Source organism: Chitinophaga sp., from assembly GCF_039596135.1.
In the GTDB taxonomy this organism is placed as follows: domain Bacteria; phylum Bacteroidota; class Bacteroidia; order Chitinophagales; family Chitinophagaceae; genus Chitinophaga.
Genome location: NZ_JBCNKH010000020.1, coordinates 37,839 through 58,189, shown reverse-complemented (window position 1 = coordinate 58,189; position 20,351 = coordinate 37,839). Strand labels below are relative to the sequence as shown.

General features: G+C 39.8%; 11 protein-coding genes. 9 read left to right on the top strand and 2 right to left on the bottom strand.

The window, feature by feature from the left end; all coding sequences use genetic code 11:
• Window positions 1–8 precede the first annotated feature (8 nt).
• The 5 genes from ABDW16_RS14140 to ABDW16_RS14120 all read left to right on the top strand — a co-directional run bounded on the left by ABDW16_RS14140 (window position 9) and on the right by ABDW16_RS14120 (window position 11,997).
• Window positions 9–803: a hypothetical protein gene (locus ABDW16_RS14140; RefSeq protein WP_343670547.1), complete on the top strand. Its 795-nt coding sequence runs from the start codon at window positions 9–11 to the stop codon at window positions 801–803.
• 96 nt (window positions 804–899) lie between these two features.
• Window positions 900–9,440, top strand: coding sequence for an RHS repeat-associated core domain-containing protein (locus ABDW16_RS14135; RefSeq protein WP_343670545.1), 8,541 nt, complete (start codon window positions 900–902; stop codon window positions 9,438–9,440).
• 1 nt (window position 9,441) lies between these two features.
• Complete coding sequence (locus ABDW16_RS14130) at window positions 9,442–9,927, top strand: hypothetical protein (protein WP_343670543.1); 486 nt, start codon at window positions 9,442–9,444, stop codon at window positions 9,925–9,927.
• An 855-nt stretch (window positions 9,928–10,782) separates the two neighbouring features.
• Entirely contained in the window at window positions 10,783–11,736 is a 954-nt protein-coding gene (locus ABDW16_RS14125) for an RHS repeat-associated core domain-containing protein (protein WP_343670542.1), read from the top strand.
• Between the two features lie 24 nt (window positions 11,737–11,760).
• Complete coding sequence (locus ABDW16_RS14120) at window positions 11,761–11,997, top strand: hypothetical protein (RefSeq protein ID WP_343670541.1); 237 nt, start codon at window positions 11,761–11,763, stop codon at window positions 11,995–11,997.
• A 157-nt stretch (window positions 11,998–12,154) separates the two neighbouring features.
• Here the strand turns inward: ABDW16_RS14120 and ABDW16_RS14115 are convergent, their stop codons facing one another.
• Both ABDW16_RS14115 and ABDW16_RS14110 read right to left on the bottom strand, forming a co-directional pair.
• Window positions 12,155–13,570 (bottom strand): outer membrane beta-barrel family protein, encoded by a 1,416-nt coding sequence (locus tag ABDW16_RS14115; protein ID WP_343670539.1) that lies wholly within the window; start codon window positions 13,568–13,570, stop codon window positions 12,155–12,157.
• Between the two features lie 129 nt (window positions 13,571–13,699).
• Window positions 13,700–14,545 carry a carboxypeptidase regulatory-like domain-containing protein gene (locus ABDW16_RS14110; RefSeq protein WP_343670537.1) on the bottom strand — a complete coding sequence of 282 codons (846 nt, stop codon included), beginning with the start codon at window positions 14,543–14,545 and terminating at the stop codon, window positions 13,700–13,702.
• A gap of 338 nt (window positions 14,546–14,883) precedes the next feature.
• On the opposite strand from ABDW16_RS14110, the gene ABDW16_RS14105 reads away from it, so the two are divergent.
• From ABDW16_RS14105 to ABDW16_RS14090, 4 genes are all read left to right on the top strand, one after another.
• Window positions 14,884–15,498, top strand: a complete 615-nt coding sequence (locus ABDW16_RS14105; protein WP_343670536.1) for a sigma-70 family RNA polymerase sigma factor — start codon at window positions 14,884–14,886, stop codon at window positions 15,496–15,498.
• 182 nt (window positions 15,499–15,680) lie between these two features.
• The gene (locus ABDW16_RS14100; RefSeq protein WP_343670535.1) at window positions 15,681–15,959 is read left to right on the top strand and encodes a hypothetical protein; all 279 of its coding nucleotides are present in this window, start codon (window positions 15,681–15,683) and stop codon (window positions 15,957–15,959) included.
• Window positions 15,960–15,995: 36 nt separating this feature from the next.
• Complete coding sequence (locus ABDW16_RS14095; protein ID WP_343670533.1) at window positions 15,996–16,949, top strand: FecR domain-containing protein; 954 nt, start codon at window positions 15,996–15,998, stop codon at window positions 16,947–16,949.
• A 129-nt stretch (window positions 16,950–17,078) separates the two neighbouring features.
• Window positions 17,079–20,264: a SusC/RagA family TonB-linked outer membrane protein gene (locus ABDW16_RS14090; RefSeq protein ID WP_343670531.1), complete on the top strand. Its 3,186-nt coding sequence runs from the start codon at window positions 17,079–17,081 to the stop codon at window positions 20,262–20,264.
• Window positions 20,265–20,351 lie beyond the last annotated feature (87 nt).

Sequence of the window (20,351 nt, the reverse complement as noted above, 5' to 3'; positions counted from 1 at the left end):
CTATCAACATGAAGAAAATACATAAGAAAATAATGATTGTTGGTTTGGTGACGGTGGTAACCGCCGGCGCCTTTGCAGGAGTAAGAAAGTGGGTAAGTACACCGGCTAAAGAGGAAGATATGTCATTGGAGGAGCTATTTGCTCCTCCTGATGGCGTCAAACTCAGTAAAGAAGAAATAGATATCCTGGCAGACATGGCAAAAGTATTGCACCAGCTGGATACATTGAATGTTTATACCATAGCGGGTTCCTATTCAGTAAAGGACCTGGCTGATTCCAGCAATAATATGCAGGCGAATTTTTACTATACACGACAGGATAGTGTAGCTTATTATCGCATTGGTCAGCAGGAAATGATCGCACTTTCTGAATGCTTTATTACAGTAGATCATGAAGCGAAGAAGATTTTTCTGGCGCCACACAAAGCGGTAAATCCACCGGTGAGTTCGCCCATGGATCTTGAAAATAAACTCATCGCCAGGGAATCCTATCATATATCAAGGACAGATAAAGATGGAGTCTCAAAGATCACACTGTTTAATAACACGCATGTCAGCTGCAGGGAATACAATGTAACATTTGACAGCACCGGTATGATCCGGCAGACGGATATGCGGATGACGGACCCATTCCGGGCTACAGATCAGACAAAGGATAAACTGGTTGTCATGAAAATAAACAGTTGGCAGATGGGAACAGCCAGGACATCGCTGTTACAGATGGATAAATATATCCATGTCCGTAATGGAGTGATTACCTCTGCTCTTGACAACTATGAAATTATCAGATATCAACAGCAGTAGTCGGCTGTTATCGAAAAACGATTAAAGAATATGTTTATGCCGCTAGATTCTTTAATAAAGGATAAAACATTATTTAGTTATCATTTATACCGGCCTATGCCAAAGATTGTTTGCTATCCTGTTCGGCTGATCACCATATTATTTATCTCTCTGTTTACGGGGATCATGACCTGTGCCGCTGCCGGACCGGGTATTGAAACCTATCAGAATGAACTGAAAGGGCAGATAAAGCAAGGTGACGTTCTGATTGTAAAGGATGAAAAATTTGAAGATCCAGGTACTGACTGGAGTAAGATTAATAACCGAAAGGTGACGGATATCATTACCCTGAGTCTGGATAAAGATGAGGTGAATAAGATCACCCAGGCGTTTACTGCAGAAATAAAGTTCAAAGTTGAATACTGGTCACAGCCTAATCAGGCAGACCCGGGTGTTACAGATAATATTAAGCTGAAAGTAACTTATGATCCTGCTACAGGAGCAAGTTATCAATCATCTGCGGATTATCACTTCGAAAACTCATACAAAGTAAGGATTACCATTGAGGATTTTACCAGTGAACAGCTGGGAAATCCATTGCCTGCGGCTTTTCGCCTGACAGGTCAGGTGATTGTAGAACGCTCTTATGCTATAGCATCCACTCCGATCGTGACGCATGTCAAAATGGGGCCTAATACATCGACTGCCTACCAGGCGTCATTGATATGGAACAAGGTAGATGGTGCGCAGGAATATGATCTTGAATGGACATATATATATAATGGTACTGATTATGGCAGAGAGTTGAATGAGAATTATATGGGATATACTGTACCAATGGTGCAGAAGATGTTTAAAAACAATGCCACCCGTGTAACGGTACAACAGGAATATTATGATATCACCCAAACAAATTATAACTCCTACTTATTAATACGTGTTCGCCCCGTCCATTATGATGCTGAAGGTTTCCGAATAGAAGGGGACTGGAACTATGATCTGGTAGATCAGGATGGGAATACATATGTCGGCGCCATATTTGCGCCGTCAGCTGGTAACCAGTCAAATTTTAACTGGACCTATAGCGCTTCATATGCAGAAGATGGTAAGCGCAAAGAAGTCATTCATTTTCTGGATGGTTCTTTACGCGAGCGGCAGGCAGTAACCCTGAGCAATACGGAGAAGAAGGCAATTGTACAGGAGACATTGTATGATGAGTTTGGTCGTCCTATTCTCACTACAATGCCGGCGCCGGTGAATAATAACTCCCTTAAATATTATAAAGGGATGCACCCTGCCACCGATGGTAATACCTATGATTATACCTATGTATATAACAATACAGATTGTATAGGTACACCAGCGCCTATGGATTCAACCGGTTACGAAGATGTGGACAACGCTGAAGCTACGGTAACGGTTGGTGGCCCAGGCCAGTATTATTCTTCCAATAACGTTTTCTATAATCTCGATAATAAGTCTGTAAACCGGTTTACACCTGGTGCGGCTGGATATCCTTTCTCTGTGACCAGGTATACTGCAGATAATACCGGACGTGTAAGTGTACAGGGAGGTGTAGGTGCCTTATTCCAGCCAGGACCAGACCAGACGACCAGCAAGGCTGTAAGAACCTATTATGGTACCCCTGACCAATGGGAGCTGGACAGATTATTTGGGAGTGATGTCGGTTTTGCCAGCCATTACCTGAAAACGATGACGGTAGACGGGAATGGACAGATTGCTATCGCCTATTCCAATGCATCCGGGAAGGTGATTGCTAGTGCACTGACTGGTGGCGCTCCTGAGGGAATGGATGAGCTGACAGGCAAACCTGCAACACATGCGGTGACGGCTATCATTTTAGACTCCAGCCAGTTTAAGTTTGATGCTTCCAGATTATCCATGTCGGCAGTGAAGACTTACCTGAATGCAGTACCTGGTCCTGTGGAAATAACATATAATATAGCGCAGCTGATAAAGACGTATGAGAGTACCAGTGTGAAAATTTGTAGTAACTGTTACTATGAACTGGATATACAGATAACGGATGACTGTAACATGGTATTGTATCATAATGATAGTCCTATTCCTGTGGGTAGCCTGACAAGTGATTGTAGCAAGAACACGGTTAGCACCGGTTCTATTCCTACTACTAATTTTGAGAAGGTAGGACCTTATAATATCACCTTTACACTGAGCTTATCACAAACGGCTATTGATAATTATACCAATGATTATGTAAGTAAGAATAGTGACCTGCGTAGTCAATGGAGTTTCGTATATCCTGTATTAAATGACCAGGATTTAAATTCCTGTTTCAATGATTGCTCTACCTGTCTGACAGCCCTAGGTGCTAAAACTGACTTCGTTAACCGGATAGTAACGGAGTTGACAAAGGATGCTATGTTGCTGCCAAAGAAAGATTCTATAACAGATTGGGCCGGGTTGCAATATGATGCGTTATTGCAAAAGTGTAAAGGTTTGCAGATAAGTTGTGGTGCTTCTACCTGTGACGATCTGAAGCATGTGATGTTGCAGGATGTGAGTCCGCAGGGACAGTATGCATTATTTGATGCATCATATGCTCCGCTGGAAAAGAGTATAAATGTACTGTATAATAACTGGCGTACAGTTTTTCCTGTAATTAGCAACATTTCAGATGCAACTTATCAGAAGAACCTGGTAGAGTTGGGCGATGGCGTGACGATGTCTGCCAATGATGCGAATTTCACCCTGGAGATGCTGGTGAAATACTGGAAGCCCGAATGGGATACAGCTTTCCTGCAGTATCATCCTGAGTATTGTGCATTGCTATTCTGTGAGTCTTATGGAGGAGCGAAGGATTGGGATGAGCGCTTAAAGAATGTTGCGCAGGGGGTTACGAATCTGAATCTGATCCTGCCGGGTGTGGTGTATAGTCGTACAGATCCAAACTGGCTGGTGGACAATGACCCATTCTTTAAAACGTGGGCGCCGGATTATAGAGACCGAGTGATTGCTGACCTGCAGCAATATACTACGATAGCGGGTATTTCAGGCACCAGCTCTGATAATCCGCTGTTCAATAAAAACCTGCGGGACTATGTAGATTATGTGGTGTATTGTGCTGATGGTAATGGAAATACGAATAGCGTAAATCAGGGTTCATTAACGAGTGATAACTGGACACACTGTACGCCGGTTGAGAGCTGTCGTCTTCCGGATGTAGAATTCCGTACCTATCGTGACCTTTATTTGGACCTAAAACAGCGGTATTACCAGGAGATACGTACTGCTAGGTTCTGTAACAGTGCTTGTCCTATTGGCGATTCTATTGGTTTTGCGTTTAGTACCTGTGCAAAGACGAGCGACTTTGATATTGTTGAGGATGCGGACCTGAGTTGTGCTTCAGGAAAATATGGGTATAAGGTAAGGTATAATGGAGCTGGTTTGGCGTCAGCTACAACTATACAGTTTTATTATCCTGCAGAGTATGTGAGTGCGGGTACGGAGAGAGTAACAGGAGTAACGTTTGAAGTTGGGCAGAATGAACGTACGTTTTGTATGGAAACGCATGCGCCTGTAAATGCGATTCGTATTTCAAATGTGATTTGTAATAATAGCAATAGTAATGCGGGTAATAATGGTGACACTAAATGGGATTGTGGCAATTGGAAGGAGAGCTGGTTTACCATTATTAATAATGGTCAGGATAACCCTAAATCTATAGGAATTACTTATGTTGGTCCTGACGCAATTCCTGCAGGGAAATACACATATGTGGTGGTAAGAGCAAAAGTCAATGGTACTGGTGATACAAAATATGGCGCCATAAGAATTGATGCGAATAACACTTATGGTACCTGGTCACCTGAAAATCCTTATAATTTAAGTTTGACAGATTATGGTTATGAAAGGAACCAGTGTGATGCTGTGGTGATAGAGAATACGGCACGGGTTGCAGCAACAACGACAGAAAGTACCTCAGCAACAACTGTAGCCGCAGCCAGTACCTGCGACGAGGCATACCGGTATAAAATATCCCGTATTACAAACGTTGCTTTTGGCAGCAGCATGAATATTCCTACTGATGCAGCAGCTTTGACAGATAGTCTCAATACACAGTTGGCGTTGATGGTACATTCCAATTGTGAGACGATGGCTGATGACTGGATGACGAAACTGGATGCCTGTCTGAATAGTAACGCTACCTATCTTGCCAGGAAGGCAACATTAAAAGCGGCGCTGATTGAAATCTGTGCGGCAGGTGCGGATACTTCTCACCCTTATGGAGCCAGTACCACACCTAATAACGTACTTGTAGGCGGGTATGCTTCCTTTAAGGATGCGATAAAGGGTATTCTTGGTCTGAGCACCTTCAGCATGATCTGTAACCCATGGCTGATAGATGCGCCATATCCTTATAATGTAGAGATGCAGGCTTCAGAGAAGATTGTTAGTAAGACTAATTTTGCGATCTGTAATAGAATATCTTCTTTAAAGACTGCCTCCAATACGGCAGCAGGTGATGATGATGCCTTCTATACCTGGCTACAGGGCCATTTTGGTGATGCAATGAACCTGTCAAAAGCAGACCTGATCACCCTGATGAATGGATGTGGCAACTGTCGTTTCTTATTGAGTAAGAACATAAAGCTACCGGTATTCTTTGATGGGTATGCAAAAGCGGAAGCTAATTACTGGGATTATACGCCAGCAGTAAGCGACTTTAATACGGAGATGGGGGGAGCTGTAGACGAAACCGATGCTAACTACCCAGAGGTCTTTACTAACTATATGAATCAGCGCTGGGGCTTTACCCTGACTTATGATGACTATGTAGACTATAAAGCAAGAGTAGCTACTGATATAAATGCGGTATTGGTGAATAAGGTGGCTTATCCTACCGTGACAGAAGATCCATATGCATGTATGGTACAGCAGATCAATACAGCTGCGGCTACAGGTTATGTGTTGTACAAAGAATATATAGATGAAGTAAAACGTGTCTTCCGTAAAGATTACATCGCGTATTGCGGTAGTGTAAAACCAACGGTGAAGATGAACAGTACGCAACAGATTTATCATCATACATTGTATTATTATGATCAGGCTGGTAACCTGGTGCGTACGGTACCGCCAGAGGGTGTACATCTGGTAAGTGAAAGTTTATTTAGTCAGATTGACAGGGCTAGAATAAACGGAGATCAGGTATGTACTTATAATGGTCCGAGCAGTAACTCAAGTGTGGATGCAGGAATGACCGCATTAACGAACCTGATTGCATTGGGTACCAATAGTGCGATAGAATTCTGGACGTATAGTGCGAATACGGGATCTGCGCAGTTCTTAACAACTTCCGGTAGCAATAAATACCTGGTTAACTTGTGTCTGGATGGACGTTATGTACATCTTGACTTATATAGTATGACGGTGACTGGAGGTACGGTTGATGTGACACAATCTTATCACACAGATGCTGATATGCAGGCTATTCTGCCGTTGGGACAATGGACGCATGTTGTTGTGCAGGGAAATGGACTGGCTAACAGTAACCTGACCATTTATGTGAATGGTGTGAAATGTCCTGTCGTAACGAATGCAACACCTGGCGGTTGTGGCTGGGATTTGACAAGTGGTGCGAGTGCACCGGTATTACCACAGAATTTAGCCAATATAAAACATATGCGTCTGTACAGCAGATTGCTGACGGAAGCGGAAATTGCAGCAAATGCAATGGATGCTTGTATGGCGGCGGCTGATGTAACAAAGATGGATTATTGGTTTAAATATAACACGCCGACAAGTGGTGCGGGTAGTGCAGGTTCTGGTCTGGCGGAGACAACTATTACACCTATTTATCCAGCGCATACGCTGACCACCAGTTATGCATATCACTCATTGAATGGACCTACAGTACAGGTGTCACCAGATGGAGGTATATTACAGAACTGGTATGATTACCTGGGACGTGTCTCCATGGCACAGAATGCCGAGCAAAAAACTGGTAGCAGGTATTCTTATACTTCCTATGATGAGCAAAACCGTATAGTTGAAGTGGGTGAGAAGAGCGGTGGGAACGCGATTGATGCAAGTATTGCATTTGTGCCTGCAGCTGCCATGACAGCGTTTGCTGCTTCTGGTACGAATAGCCAGATGATGCATACTTATTATGACAAGCAATATGATGGATTTGGTTATACACAGGAAAACCTGCGTAAGCGGGTATCTGCAAAATCTTACCAGGATGGATCGTCAAGTCCGCAGATGACTTATTATAGTTATGATCAGATAGGTATGGTGAAGACCCTGTGGCAACAGATTGATGGACTTGGCACAAAACAGATAGAATACAATTATGACCTGGCATCAGGTAAAGTAAATAAATTGCGCTATCAGCACCTGAATAATGATAATACCACGACGGACCAGTTCTATTATGGATATGAGTATGATGCGGATAACAGGGTAGTGAAATCTCTGACAGGTATCAGAGGGTTGAGCACTGATGGATGGGAGATTGAGAATCCTAAGACGGATGTGCATTATAATTATTATCTGCATGGTCCTTTGTCACGTAGTGAATTAGGTAATAAGCAGTTAGTGCAGGGTACGGATTATGCTTATACCTTACAGGGCTGGGTAAAAGGAGTGAACAGTCAGTACCTGAGCAGAGAAAATGATATGGGTAATGATGGTCTGGCAGGTGGAGATCATAGTGTGGTAGCGCCTGACGTGTTTGGATATACTTTGGACTATTTTAATGCTGATTATTGGGCGATTGCTAATCAAAGTTTCCTGCCATTAACCTGGGGGACTCCTGCAACAACAGCAACAGGACATAACCTGTATAACGGTAATGTTAGCCGTATGACAGTTGCTTCCGCTCAGTTTGGCAATACAGTCGGGTATAGCTACAAGTATGATCAGTTGAACCGTATGAAGGCGATGCGTCAGCATCCGTTGACGCCTGGAGCTACTTCATGGGATGCTGCTACAGCTGGAACGGCGTATCAGGAAGATGTGACTTATGATGGCAATGGTAATATCCTGAGTTATAATAGGAATGGTAGTGGTGCGAATGGTAAGGGGGTAGCGATGGATCAACTGACTTATGGGTATAATAAGGATGCATCTGGTAATCTGACAAATAATAGGTTGACACAGATAACCGATGCTGTTACATCTAATGATTATGGTACAGCGGATTTGAAGTCTCAGTCTGGTAATAATTATGGTTATGATCAGATTGGGAATATGGTGAGTGATGTGCAGGGTGGTGTTTCGAATATTGCCTGGACGGTGTATGGGAAGATTAAGAAGATTACCAAAAGTGATGGAAGTACACTTGAGTATAAGTATGATGCAGATGGTAACAGAGTGAGTAAGGTATATACGCATGGTACACAGGTAGATAAGACCTGGTATGTGAGAGATGCAACTGGGAATGTGCTGGCGGTTTATGGCAATAAGGATGGTGATGGTAATGTTTATTGGAAAGAACAACAATTGTATGGTACCAGTCGTTTAGGTTCATGGTATCCTGATTTGAATGTATCTTCGGGTGCGAGTGGCACAGCTACATTGTGGAGTACTACTAATAAGAAGCAGTATGAGTTGTCTAATCATTTAGGGAATGTGCTGGCTACGGTGAGTGATGAGTTGAAGGCGGATAATACGGCGTTGGTGATGAGTGCGAATGATTATTATCCATTTGGTATGATTCAGCCGGATAGGAGTTATAGTAGTGGTGGGTATAGGTATGGGTTTAATGGTAAGGAGAATGATAATGAGGTGAAGGGAGATGGGAATCAGCAGGATTATGGAATGAGAATTTATGATCCGAGGGTTGGGAAGTTTTTGAGTGTGGATCCGTTGACTAATAAATACCCTGAGTTGACACCTTATCAGTTTGCGAGTAACAGACCGATTGATGGAATTGATTTTGATGGAAAAGAGTGGTCAACTACTAAAGAGTTTGATGCAGCAACTGGAGTAACAAGTATTAATTATAATGTTTCAGTTAAAGTTTATCAAGGTGAACTTACAAATGAAGATGTCAAAACGATTTTTAGTGTTGCGGAACAAAGAATGGCTAGTGCATTACAAGCTACTGCAGATCCTAACATCATTTACAATGTTCATTATGAGTATACCACTATAAAACAAGAAGAAATTGAAACAGAGAAGCGAAAATCACTAGTGCTTAACTTTGTCGATTCACGAGCGAAAAACCAAGCTGAATACTCTAGTGGTAGACCAATTATCGCCGGGCATAACAATTCTAATACTCAAACAGGAGAAATTGAGATAGGCATATATGCGATTGACAAGATTAATACAGTTACAAAAATTATTTCTTTTAGTAAAGAGACGACGGAGACTTTAAGTGCCATTGTGAATCATGAATTGGGTCATGGAGCTAGATTAAGCCATCCTTTTGCGGAAAGAATAAAAGATATAGCCCAATATTTAGTTGATCAAAATGGAAAGCAGTTGCTCGATGATAAAAAACAGCCAATTAGATCTGATGTCCCGGATGAAGTAATAAGAAATAACATGATGAATACTGGTGAGAATACAGCGATACCACCGAAAAAGCTTAGTGATGTTAAGAATATTACTAAAGGGCAAGCTGAGTGGCTTAATAAAGTAGTAAATTTTGAACAAAAAAAATGATATGAAATTTATACTTACATTGATTTTGACATCAATTTTTGTTAAACATGCATATTCTCAGAGTTCTGAAAAAAAAGATTCAATTCACATTGAAATAAGGGAGGATTCCCTTCGAAGAAAGACGGAGCTTGATTACAGAGCAAACTATGAAGTCCGAATTTATTTCTTTGGTTTTTTTGATAAGGATACAATCAAAATAGCGCGGAATGAAAAGTTGTTCTGTTCAGATATTATATCTAATAGGAGTAATAATGGAAATTATGAATCAATGATTTATACTGACAATAAATTAATTATAAAAATTCGAGAAAAAAGAAATGATGTTTTTAAATTGTATTTCAATAACCATGTTATTAATTTAGACTTCAGGTATGGATATTCAGATTTAACTATTAATGTATCTCAACAATACAATAAAATGGACAATCAAAATATTTATTCATTTCTTTTAAATTATACCAGTGATTTTGTTATAATGAAATATTAATGAATTCATAATAATAAGGGCCGACCTCACACAATAGGTTAGCCTTTATTATTATGAATACGCCTTACGGGATTTAGTATTTCTGATTTATGTATCAATGAGATCATAATGGCTTTTTTATCTTCTCCAGAAGTTTGAGATCTTCTGGTCTGCTAGGTGTTATTCGGATTTTTATCTTTATTAATCGGAATTGAAATTAAAGTATCTTTTGGTACTACTACAGAAATATTAACAAAGTAATCAGGATAGAGATGGTTGAAATATTGATTGCTTTATTAAAAGCATTGGGATTCATTCTTTTTGGATCGCTTCAAATATTAATCCTTAATAAGAAGACCATTTACAATAGATGGATCAAAAAAGTAGGGTCGAATGGATTACAGCATTCGATTATATGACAACTTTCGGTGTATTATGGATAATAAAAGATATTGATTACAAAACATTATTAGATAGTAATCCTAATGATTCGGAACTGAGAAGGATAGTAAAAGTTGTTTCTATTGTCAAGATAGTTAGTGTCATAACTGTGGTACTGTTTGCAATTAATATTACCGTATTGAAGATACTTGAGTGAAGAATTGGATTATAGGGTAGTATTACAGGTGTAATTCTGTCAAGATTAATAAGGAGTCAGGTCAATAAATAATCTGGCTTTCTTATTATTGAATAGTCTTCAACTTTATATTGTTGATTATGACTTGAGCATCAGTAACGCATCCACTATCCCATCGACGTAGTGTTATTTTTCCTTTCAAATGAATAACAGATGAAAGAAAAACTATACCTTAAGGTATGAGTAGAAAAGTGTGCAGGCAGTAGGTCTCTGTCGGGGTGAATCTACGCGAGCGGATATTGTTATGGGTTAATGGTAAGGAGAGTGATATTGAGGTTAAGGAAGATGGGAATCGGCAGGATTATAGGATAAGGATTTATGATCCGAGTGTTGGGAAGTTTTTGAGTGTGGATCCTTTGAGGAAATCTTATCCGGAATTAACGCCATATCAGTTTGCAAGTAATACACCAATTGAGGGAATAGATTTAGATGGTGGTGATGTCCGACATATACAAATGTTCAGAGGACAGATGTATGAGTCTTTGGCTTCAGATGCAATTAGGCATCCTATTCCTTCGGGAGCATATTTGCCATCCAATGGTGCTGCTACCGGAGGAAGTGCAAATGCCAGGAGAGGATTTATAGCAGCAGGGACAGTGGTAATAGGTGTTGTTGCAGCACCCACAGTAGGTTTGATGGCCGAAAGTGGTTTTTGGAGAATAGCATTGTGGGGAAGTCTGCCGCAAAACCAAATGCTGGTTGCCGAGGGAATAACATTTACTGCTGGAGCGTTAAATCCAGGACCTGACGATATTAGTCCAGGGAGTTCATCTAATAAATTGGGGGGCTATGCAAGACAGACTCTGCTTAAAGTACCCCGATTTGCTAAAAAACTTTTGGGAACTAATAGCCAAATACATGTTCTTGGGTTGCATGTTTGGGAAGGGCCAGACGCTATAAGATATTTAGAAGGAAAGGCTAAAGCTGCATATATGGCTCAAACAGAGGGTCAAGGCATTATGATTTTGGGAGCAAATCCTAGAAGACGAGAAATAGCAGAAGAAATATTGCACCATGAACAGCTTCTTAAATATGGGAAAGATTATTTTACAAGTAATCCATATCTTATGGAAGTGGAAGCACAAAATATTTTATTGAAGATTGGTAAAGATGAAAAATGGTCTAAGAAAGAAATGGATGAGATTATAAGGGCAAGAGAAACTTGGACTAAAAAGTTGGAAAATAGCAATTGATAAATTTGACCATAATATAACAGTATGCGTAAGGCGATAATATTAAAAAAGGATAACTATTCTCGAATTGGTACTATTGCGACAATAAAGTTTTTGGATGGCAAGCCTGCTGGAATTACTGATACGTTTATGTTCGAGGGTTCTTGTTATAAAATACTTGGAGTTGTAGTACCAGGTAGTTCCGAAATATTATGGAACAATTCTCTTGAAGGGATCTATGATTGTAGAATAGTGAAAGTTGAAAAACCAGATAGCCTTTAAGGTTATTAGAAGATGTTGTTAAATAACATATCTGAATGCGAGGCTGGATTTTTATTTTTTAATTTTAATTTAAATGGTTGAATAATCAAATTTGCAAGACAAATGGTTATTCAGCCATTTAACGTTTTTAGCCATCCTCGAACGATTTATGCATAAATTATTTCAGTCTGTTCTTTTCATCTTCAGCTCCTGAACCCTTATCATTTTTTCTCAGCTTATAATTGCCGAATTTGTAACGAACACCTATGTTTAGGCTCCTGACACCGGCATCATAACTCTTGGATTGAGCTATGCCGTTAATCAGGCTGGTGGATTTAACAATGTTGGTTTTAAATAGATCGCTGCCGCTTACATCCGGGGATACCTTTTTATTGAACAGGATAAAACGTAGGCCAACATCAAATTGGGAATAGGACTGATAATGATAAATGTTATCAACGTTTGATGAATTGTAAGAGAAATTACAACTGCCCAGGATTGTTTTATTTTTATTGATGTATATCTGGTTATTTATGGAGAAATAATAATTCCAACCCTCTGATTGTGGTATTGTGCCGCTAACAAACATTTTACTTTTTTGGTACGTCAGAGATCCCTGGATGGAACTTTCTATATTCTTTATTTTGTCCAGGAAATAAAAGACATTCAGACCGATAATGTCTTTATTATATGCATTTTTTATTGTTATAAATTGATAATAATCCTCTGTGTCTACTATGTTCAATTGTGTAATTCCCTCTTTCTCCTTACTAAAGAAAATGCTTGTATTTAAAACGCCTTTATAATTATGAGATAATTCAAAATTATGAACATAGCTGGGTTGCAAGGTGGAATTACCAATCACATAAGTATATTTGCTAATCAGCCAGCGAAAAGGATTTAACTGAAAGTAAGCGGGGCGGTCAATTCGTTTGCCATAATTGATGGAAAAACTGTTATCATCATTCAGTCTGTAGCTTAAATATGCCGTAGGGTAGAGTTTAAAATAAGAAGTATTGAGTTGTGAGAAAGTTTTATCGTATCCCCCCTTCAATTGTGTATATTCCCCGCGTACTCCAATCTGATAATCCCACTTTTTATAACTGTTTCTATAGCTGGCAAAGGCTGCCTGCGTATTTTCCCTGTAATAAAATATATTCGTTTGAGTTGAATCAATCTGCCATGCATCATTTATCCAATTGGAGTAGGAAACATCATCTTTGTTGCCGGTGAAACTAAATTTTGCACCATAATTTAATTCTCCATTTTTGATTGGGAAAATGAAAAGCGTATTTAATGTTCCAATATTACAGGATTGAATACCATTGGATAAAGATCTTTCATTAGGGTCAGAAATAACAGCTCCATTGGCATCTTTGGTAGTGCTTGAAAATGGTAAATTCTTCTTGGCAGTGTAGTAAATGTAATCAGCTGTCAAAACCATTTTCTTTCTTCCAATAGAATCAAAAAAATAAGTGTATTGTGTATTAATGGACTGGTTGTTTATCCGTTGTTTTGTTTTATTGTTTGATATAAGTGATGAGTCAACCTGGTCGCTGGAATTTAAAATTGTTAATGTTGTATTTTGTAACAAATCAGGTATTTGATAAAACCCATTATAATCGAGACTGATTTTGCTTTTCCTGGATAGTTGTTGTTCTACATCAAAAGTGCCTGATATCTGGCGGTTATATTGCCGCTGTGGTTCTTCTGATACCCAATTTTAAAAAGGGTAGTTAACAGTATTTGTTATAGATTGTTTATAAGATCCATCTCCCCAGTTCACACCTGCATTCACCTTGGTTTTAGCTTTGTCATAATAAAAGGAAGTGCCTGTTTTGTACATAGGATAGGCTGTTTGCTTACATTTTGCATACACGTCACCATTGTATCCAAGCCGGACGCTTTTCTTCATAACAATGTTGATCAGGCCGTAATTGCCCTGAGCTTCGTATTGTGCAGGAGGATTTGCAATGATTTCAATTTTTGCTATATCGGATGCCGGTAAGTTTTTCAGGAAATTGATTAAGGCATCAGTGGGTAGGTGGTTTATTTTTTCGTCTATCATCAGGCTGACACTTCCCTTGCCGATCAGGCGTATAGCGTTTTCTGTAATGATGACACCGGGTGTATTTTGTAGTGCTGTAAAAGCATCCATGCTTGACGCCATAATGCTGTTCTCTACATTGAATACCAGTCTGTCTCCCTTTTTTTCTATGAGTTTTTTCTTGCTGTTGACTACAATTTCTTTTAAATTTTTTTCTTCGATTAGCTGCAGATTGATTACTGTATCCCGGTGATTACCAAAGGTTATTTCCTGATTGCTATAACCTATGGAAGATACCTGCATTCTTTTAATTCCATCAGGTACGCCATTAAATATATATCCGCCTGTACTATCAGTAATTGTTGTGGCGATCAGAGAAGTATCTTTGTATAAATTAATTGTAGCAAACTCAATTTTTTTATGTTCTTTATTTGTTATTTGTCCGGTAATATTTTGACAAATAGCGGGTTTAGGAATAAATAACGGGAATAGGATTAATGTTAATCTAAATAGTGGATTCATGTTAACAAAGCTGTTATTAAATACAAGTTAACTTTTCAGGTACAATTTGAAAGCCATCGTTTACTGCAATGCTTCAAGAGGGAGTTATCATATAATGGGTTTAAAGGTAAATAAAACGGCTAAATGAAAGTATATAATTGTTGTCAGTTTGACGTTTTTTTCTCTATTGACAAAATGGGAGGTCAAATGTGAACGTGCTTCTTTTGCGATTGCTTTGCAATCGAATTCTCCAATAGCAAATGTTAATCTCCGGTTAAAGAAAGACATTTTCCGTGTCATTTTAGAATAAATCACATTAGCTTTGCCGCATTTTGTTAAACACCAAAACTATCCAACCAATGGTAGCATATACCAAACTCTCAGATGCTGAACTATTGAATATGATCAATAGTTCCAACGATGCCGCTTTTAAAGAATTATATCAACGTTACTGGGCACGTATAAGGGCATTCGCTTTAAAAATGACCCGCAATAACAACATTTTTGTCGATGACCTGGTACAGGAAACCTTCATTTCACTGTATCAAATCAAAAAAGAACCGGATGCGGAATTTAATCTTGAAAGCTATTTATTTCAAATCATCCGACGGAAAGTGATTAACTACCTGATCAGGGATAAGAGAAAAGATGAGTGCTTTAACAGCTTAGCAGCACATGTGAACGAATTATCCGAACCAACAGATGCAGATCTTATCCTGGAAGAACTCCAGGAGCTTATCCAGAAAGGGATAGATCAAATGCCAGATAAGATGAAACAAATATTCTTAATGAGCAGAAAACGGTTTCTAAAACGGCACCAAATTGCCGCCGAGCTGGATATTTCAGAGGAAACGGTTAAAAAGCAAATCTACTATGGAAATAAGTTCCTTCGTTCTATGCTAAAACTAATTTTGACCCTTTATTTCGTACAGTTCTTATTGCAATTAAATAAATTTTTTAGTTTTTTTTCCTAGCCTTTACCCCATACCCTCTTTTTTCTTGTTATATAGTTGTGTGCATCGTGAATAGCAAGTCATAGCGGCAAAATACCAATTCAATTATTTATTAACCACAAAAATCACCAACCGTTTATTGGGTGGTATGCCACTGCTATACATAAAATTGCCTGATAACATCGCAAAATCAAAAATATTCTATGAGAAATTTATGGACAAGAGGGATCTTCTGGATGAGTGTAATGTTTACTACCACTTATATGGTAACCATGATGGTAAATGGGCAGTTTAACTGGTACCACTACATTTTTATCATGACCTTACTTCCCGGCCTCCTTATTATAATCAGCAGCATTATTTTAATCCACCCCGGAAGCTTAACTGGCCGTGATCTTATTGAGTTATTAAAGCATGCGTCAAAACTGATCTATGGTTCTATTCTGGCATTCGTTAGCAAGAAGGACCGGGAGCAGACTTAATTTACATATCCTAATAACAACCAAAAAACCTCAACGATGACCCCACAAGATGCAGAAAATTTACTCTTCAGGTATGCCGCCCAGCAATGCACCGAGCAGGAAGAGGAACTCGTAAACGCCTGGTTCAATAAAGTTGTCAAAGAAACGGACTATGCAGAGCCCTTTTCAATGAACGTCCATGCAATGTCTGATGATTGGGAAAGACTGATTGCTGAAAGGGGAAAGCAGATGCCCGTGCATAGGCATAAAACCCGCATCATTGGCCGCTCTGTAGCCGCTGCTGTTGCTGCTGCAGCCATTGCAGTAGGAGTGCTGTTATACTACAAGCCCCCTACTAAAGTCAACAATGCTGCCATAGCTGCTACCATGGATACGACCATCAGCCATCGGGACAACGATTTTAAATTAACATTACCTGACAATACGGTAGTTTATCTCAATGGTGCAAGTAGTCTGAGGTATGCCAGAAGTTTTGCAGGAAAGCAAAGAGAAGTCTTCCTCGAGGGCGAAGCCTACTTTGAAGTAAGCCCGGATAAAAAGCGACCTTTTATTGTTCATAGCAGGGGACAAAAAGTGCAGGTACTAGGTACTCATTTTAATATAAGCAGTTATGATGGTGAGCCTGTCAGCACTACGCTGCTGGAAGGTGCCGTAAAGATAACTACTACCGGCAGCCATAGCCAGGAAGTATTATTAAAACCAGGATTCCAGGCTACACTAGGCCCCAAGGGGTTTGAAGTGAAAGAGGTAGACCCTGGCAGTGCTACATCCTGGAAGGAAGCATTTGTTTTTAATCAAACTCCATTAAAAAATGTACTTAAACAACTAGGTAGGTGGTATAAGGTAGATATTGATTCCAGCCGGGTGACTGCTGTTACCCTCGATGCAGTATATGGCAAGTACGAAACGCTGCCGAATCTATTAAAAGAAATTACGCAATCTACCGGGGTAAAATTAGTATTGAATAATAATGTCATTACTGTAGAATAGTACCTCTTTCTCCTTACACCTTCATCCCTCATTAACAAATGGCCACATGCTGGGCTAGTAAGTTGATGAGGGATTTTTTATGTAAAGAAACAATCCCCCCGCTATATGAAATTTTATCAACTTCTTTTTTTGTTTTTTCTAATAGGTAGTAATCGATTAAATGCCCAACGGGTTGACCTGGATGTGCACGGACAGAGCTTGCATGATATATCGCAAATCCTGCACGATCAAACAGGTATCAATTTTACCATTCAGGCCGGTATTACCAATACAATAGGACCAATTACGCTGACTGTTTTTTCAATGCCATTAGAAATAGTTTTAAAAAAGATCCTCAATGATAATTATTTGTTCGAAATCAATGGCAAATATGTGCAAATCAAATACAAGGATCCTGCTGGTAAAACTGCTACCGTACATGACTTAAAAGGTATTGTTGTAGATGCTGAAAACAGGCCACTAGCCGGGGCTACCATTTTTATCAAAGGTCGGGAGAAGGGCTATATTACAGATATTGGAGGGCGATTTCTGCTCCTAAAGGTGACTAAGCAGGATACGTTTACAATTAGCTACATGGGTTATAAGACCAGGGAGTTTACATGCAATGAGCGTAATTTTCTTCGTTGTACTTTGTCTTCAAAAGAGCAACAATTGCGACCCGTTGATATCAACAAGGGCTACTACAATGTGAATAAGGAAGTCAATACAGGCAATGTAGGAACCCTGTTTGCTGATGAAATTGAGCGGCAGCCTGTTGGTGACCCGTTACAGGCATTAGCGGGCAGGATTACGGGGGTTAATATTAACCAGGAATCCGGGGTTAGCGGTGCTGCTGTAGATATCAGTATAGAAGGCATAAACAGTTTATCTAATGGCACTGCTCCCTTATATATTGTAGATGGTGTTCCGTTGACGATGTCAGTACTTAACCAGCTGGCCAATGCAGCAGGCAATTTGAGCTCCATGCAACTGCCTCAGCCTGAAGATATAGAAAGTATAGAGGTTTTAAAGGATGCAGACGCTTCGGCTATTTATGGCTGTAGGGGTGCTAATGGTGTAGTGCTGATCAGAACTAAAAGGCCAACTCCAGGTAAATCAACGTTGAGTATGTCCGTATATTCCGGGCAGGGAAGAATTACCAGGGGACTGAAACTCATGAATACACAACAGTACCTGGCAATGAGACATCAGGCATTGAACAACGACGACCAGAAACTAGATAGTAGTGATTACGACCTGACGAAATGGGATACCACGAGAAATACTGACTGGCAGAAAAAATTTATTGGAGGGCATTCAAATATTACAAATGCCAGTGGCAGTTTAACTGCGGGGAATGCACAAACCCGGTTTAGCCTTGGTGGAGTGTATAGGCGCGAAAGTGCATTGTTCCCGGGCAACTTTGCCAGCACTACATTATCTGCTGATATGACCCTGCTTCATACCTCTGAGGATAAAAGGGCAAATGTGGACATTGGTTTACACTATCTGAATAATGAAAACCGGCTTCCGGTGAGCGACATTACATCTAAAATATTACTCGCTCCCAATGCTCCTTCTTTATACACCGCCGCCGGAGATTTGAACTGGGAGGATACAACATTTCAAAATCCTTATGGAGAACTTCATCAGCGTTATCGTGCCGCTTTTAATCACTTCCTGGGAAGTTGCAAATTGTCATACGAATTGCTACCCGGGTTCAAAATCAGTGCAAACCTGGGGTATAACTATATACAGCTGGCTGAGTGTTTAATAGTTCCGCTCAGTTCTATGAGCCCGGATTTACGAACTTTTTCAGCGACCAGCTCGCATAGCGAGGGGGTAAATGCTATTAAATCCTGGATTGTGGAACCCCAGGCCAATTACACCTTCAGAATAAATTATGCACATTGCATTGATGTTTTGATGGGTACTACATTTCAGCAAAGCAACCAGCATCAGAGTATGATAGTAGGCACTGATTTTGAAAGCGATGCCCTTACCGACAATATTTCGCTGGCGGGCCATGTGAGTATCAGCACAGATAAAAACCTATACCGTTATAATGGTGTCTATGCCCGCTTAGGCTATAATTACAAAGATTTGCTTTATCTGAATTTTACCGGTAGAAATGATGGTAGCAGCAGGTATAGCGAAAAGATGAGAACTGAATATTTTGGTAGTGCAGCAATAGCATGGCTTTTTACAAGAATGCCGGTATTTCAGCATATCCCCTTTCTTACCTTCGGGAAAATTTACAGCAGCATTGGAAGAACAGGCAATGACCAGTTTTCAGATTATCAATTTTATGATACCTATACAGTTTCGACAGGGTATGGCGGAATTCAGGGGCTTGAACGTACGCAGCTAACCAATTACCTATACAATTGGGAAATTTTAATTAAATCGACAGCAGGTATTGAATTGCGGTTCAACAGAAAATATACGATAGCCGTAAATTATTTTCGGAACCATACAAAAAACCAGTTAGTCAAATATGATTTGCCAGCTGTGACCGGATATAAATATACTACTGCAAATTTGCCCGCTGTGATTCAGAACAATGGACTGGAATTGGAATTGGGCGTAAAGCAAATTCAAAAAAAGAACTTCCAGTGGGAGAACGCTTTTAATCTTACTGTTCCATATAACAAGTTAGTATCCTATCCAAATATTGAGTCTTCTCTATATTCTTCTATTTATGCTGTTGGCCAACCGTTGAGTATCCGGTATGTTTATCAGTTTAAAGGAATCAATCCGGCTACTGGAATTGCGGAATTTGCAGATTTAAATAAGGATGGGAAAATAGATGGGCAGGATAGATATCCCCGGTTCATTGGCCCCAAATTTTATGCTGGGTGGGGAAATACAGTTACTTATAAGGGATTCACATTTTCTATGTTTCTTCAGTTGGTGAAGCAGTCCGGATATTACGTTGCCAGCATGGAAATGCCGGGAAGGTTCATCGCATCCGGAGGAAATCAACCTTTGTCTGATGATTCCAGGTGGAAAAATGTTGGAGATATAGCCAGTGTGCAGAGATATGCTGCGGGCGATATGAATGCAATACAGGCCACAAATTTACAAACGCAAAGTGATAACAGTATTGTTGATGCCTCATTTATACGACTTAAGAATGTGTTCATCTCCTGGGACCTGCCCCAGTCGTGGAATGCACATGTGGGGCTTAAATCGGCAAGATTTTTCCTTAGTGCACAGAACCTGGCTACCTGGACACACTTTAAAGGCATGGATCCTGAAACCCAGCGTTTTCATATTACTTACCGGCTACCACCGCAACGGGTTATTGTTTTAGGACTTCGTATAAGTTTGTAATCATTTTAATTATGCAACTATGAGTTATCGCCAAATGCGATGTTGTATTTTAATACTTTTGTTTTTAGAGGGTACAGGATGTCGTAA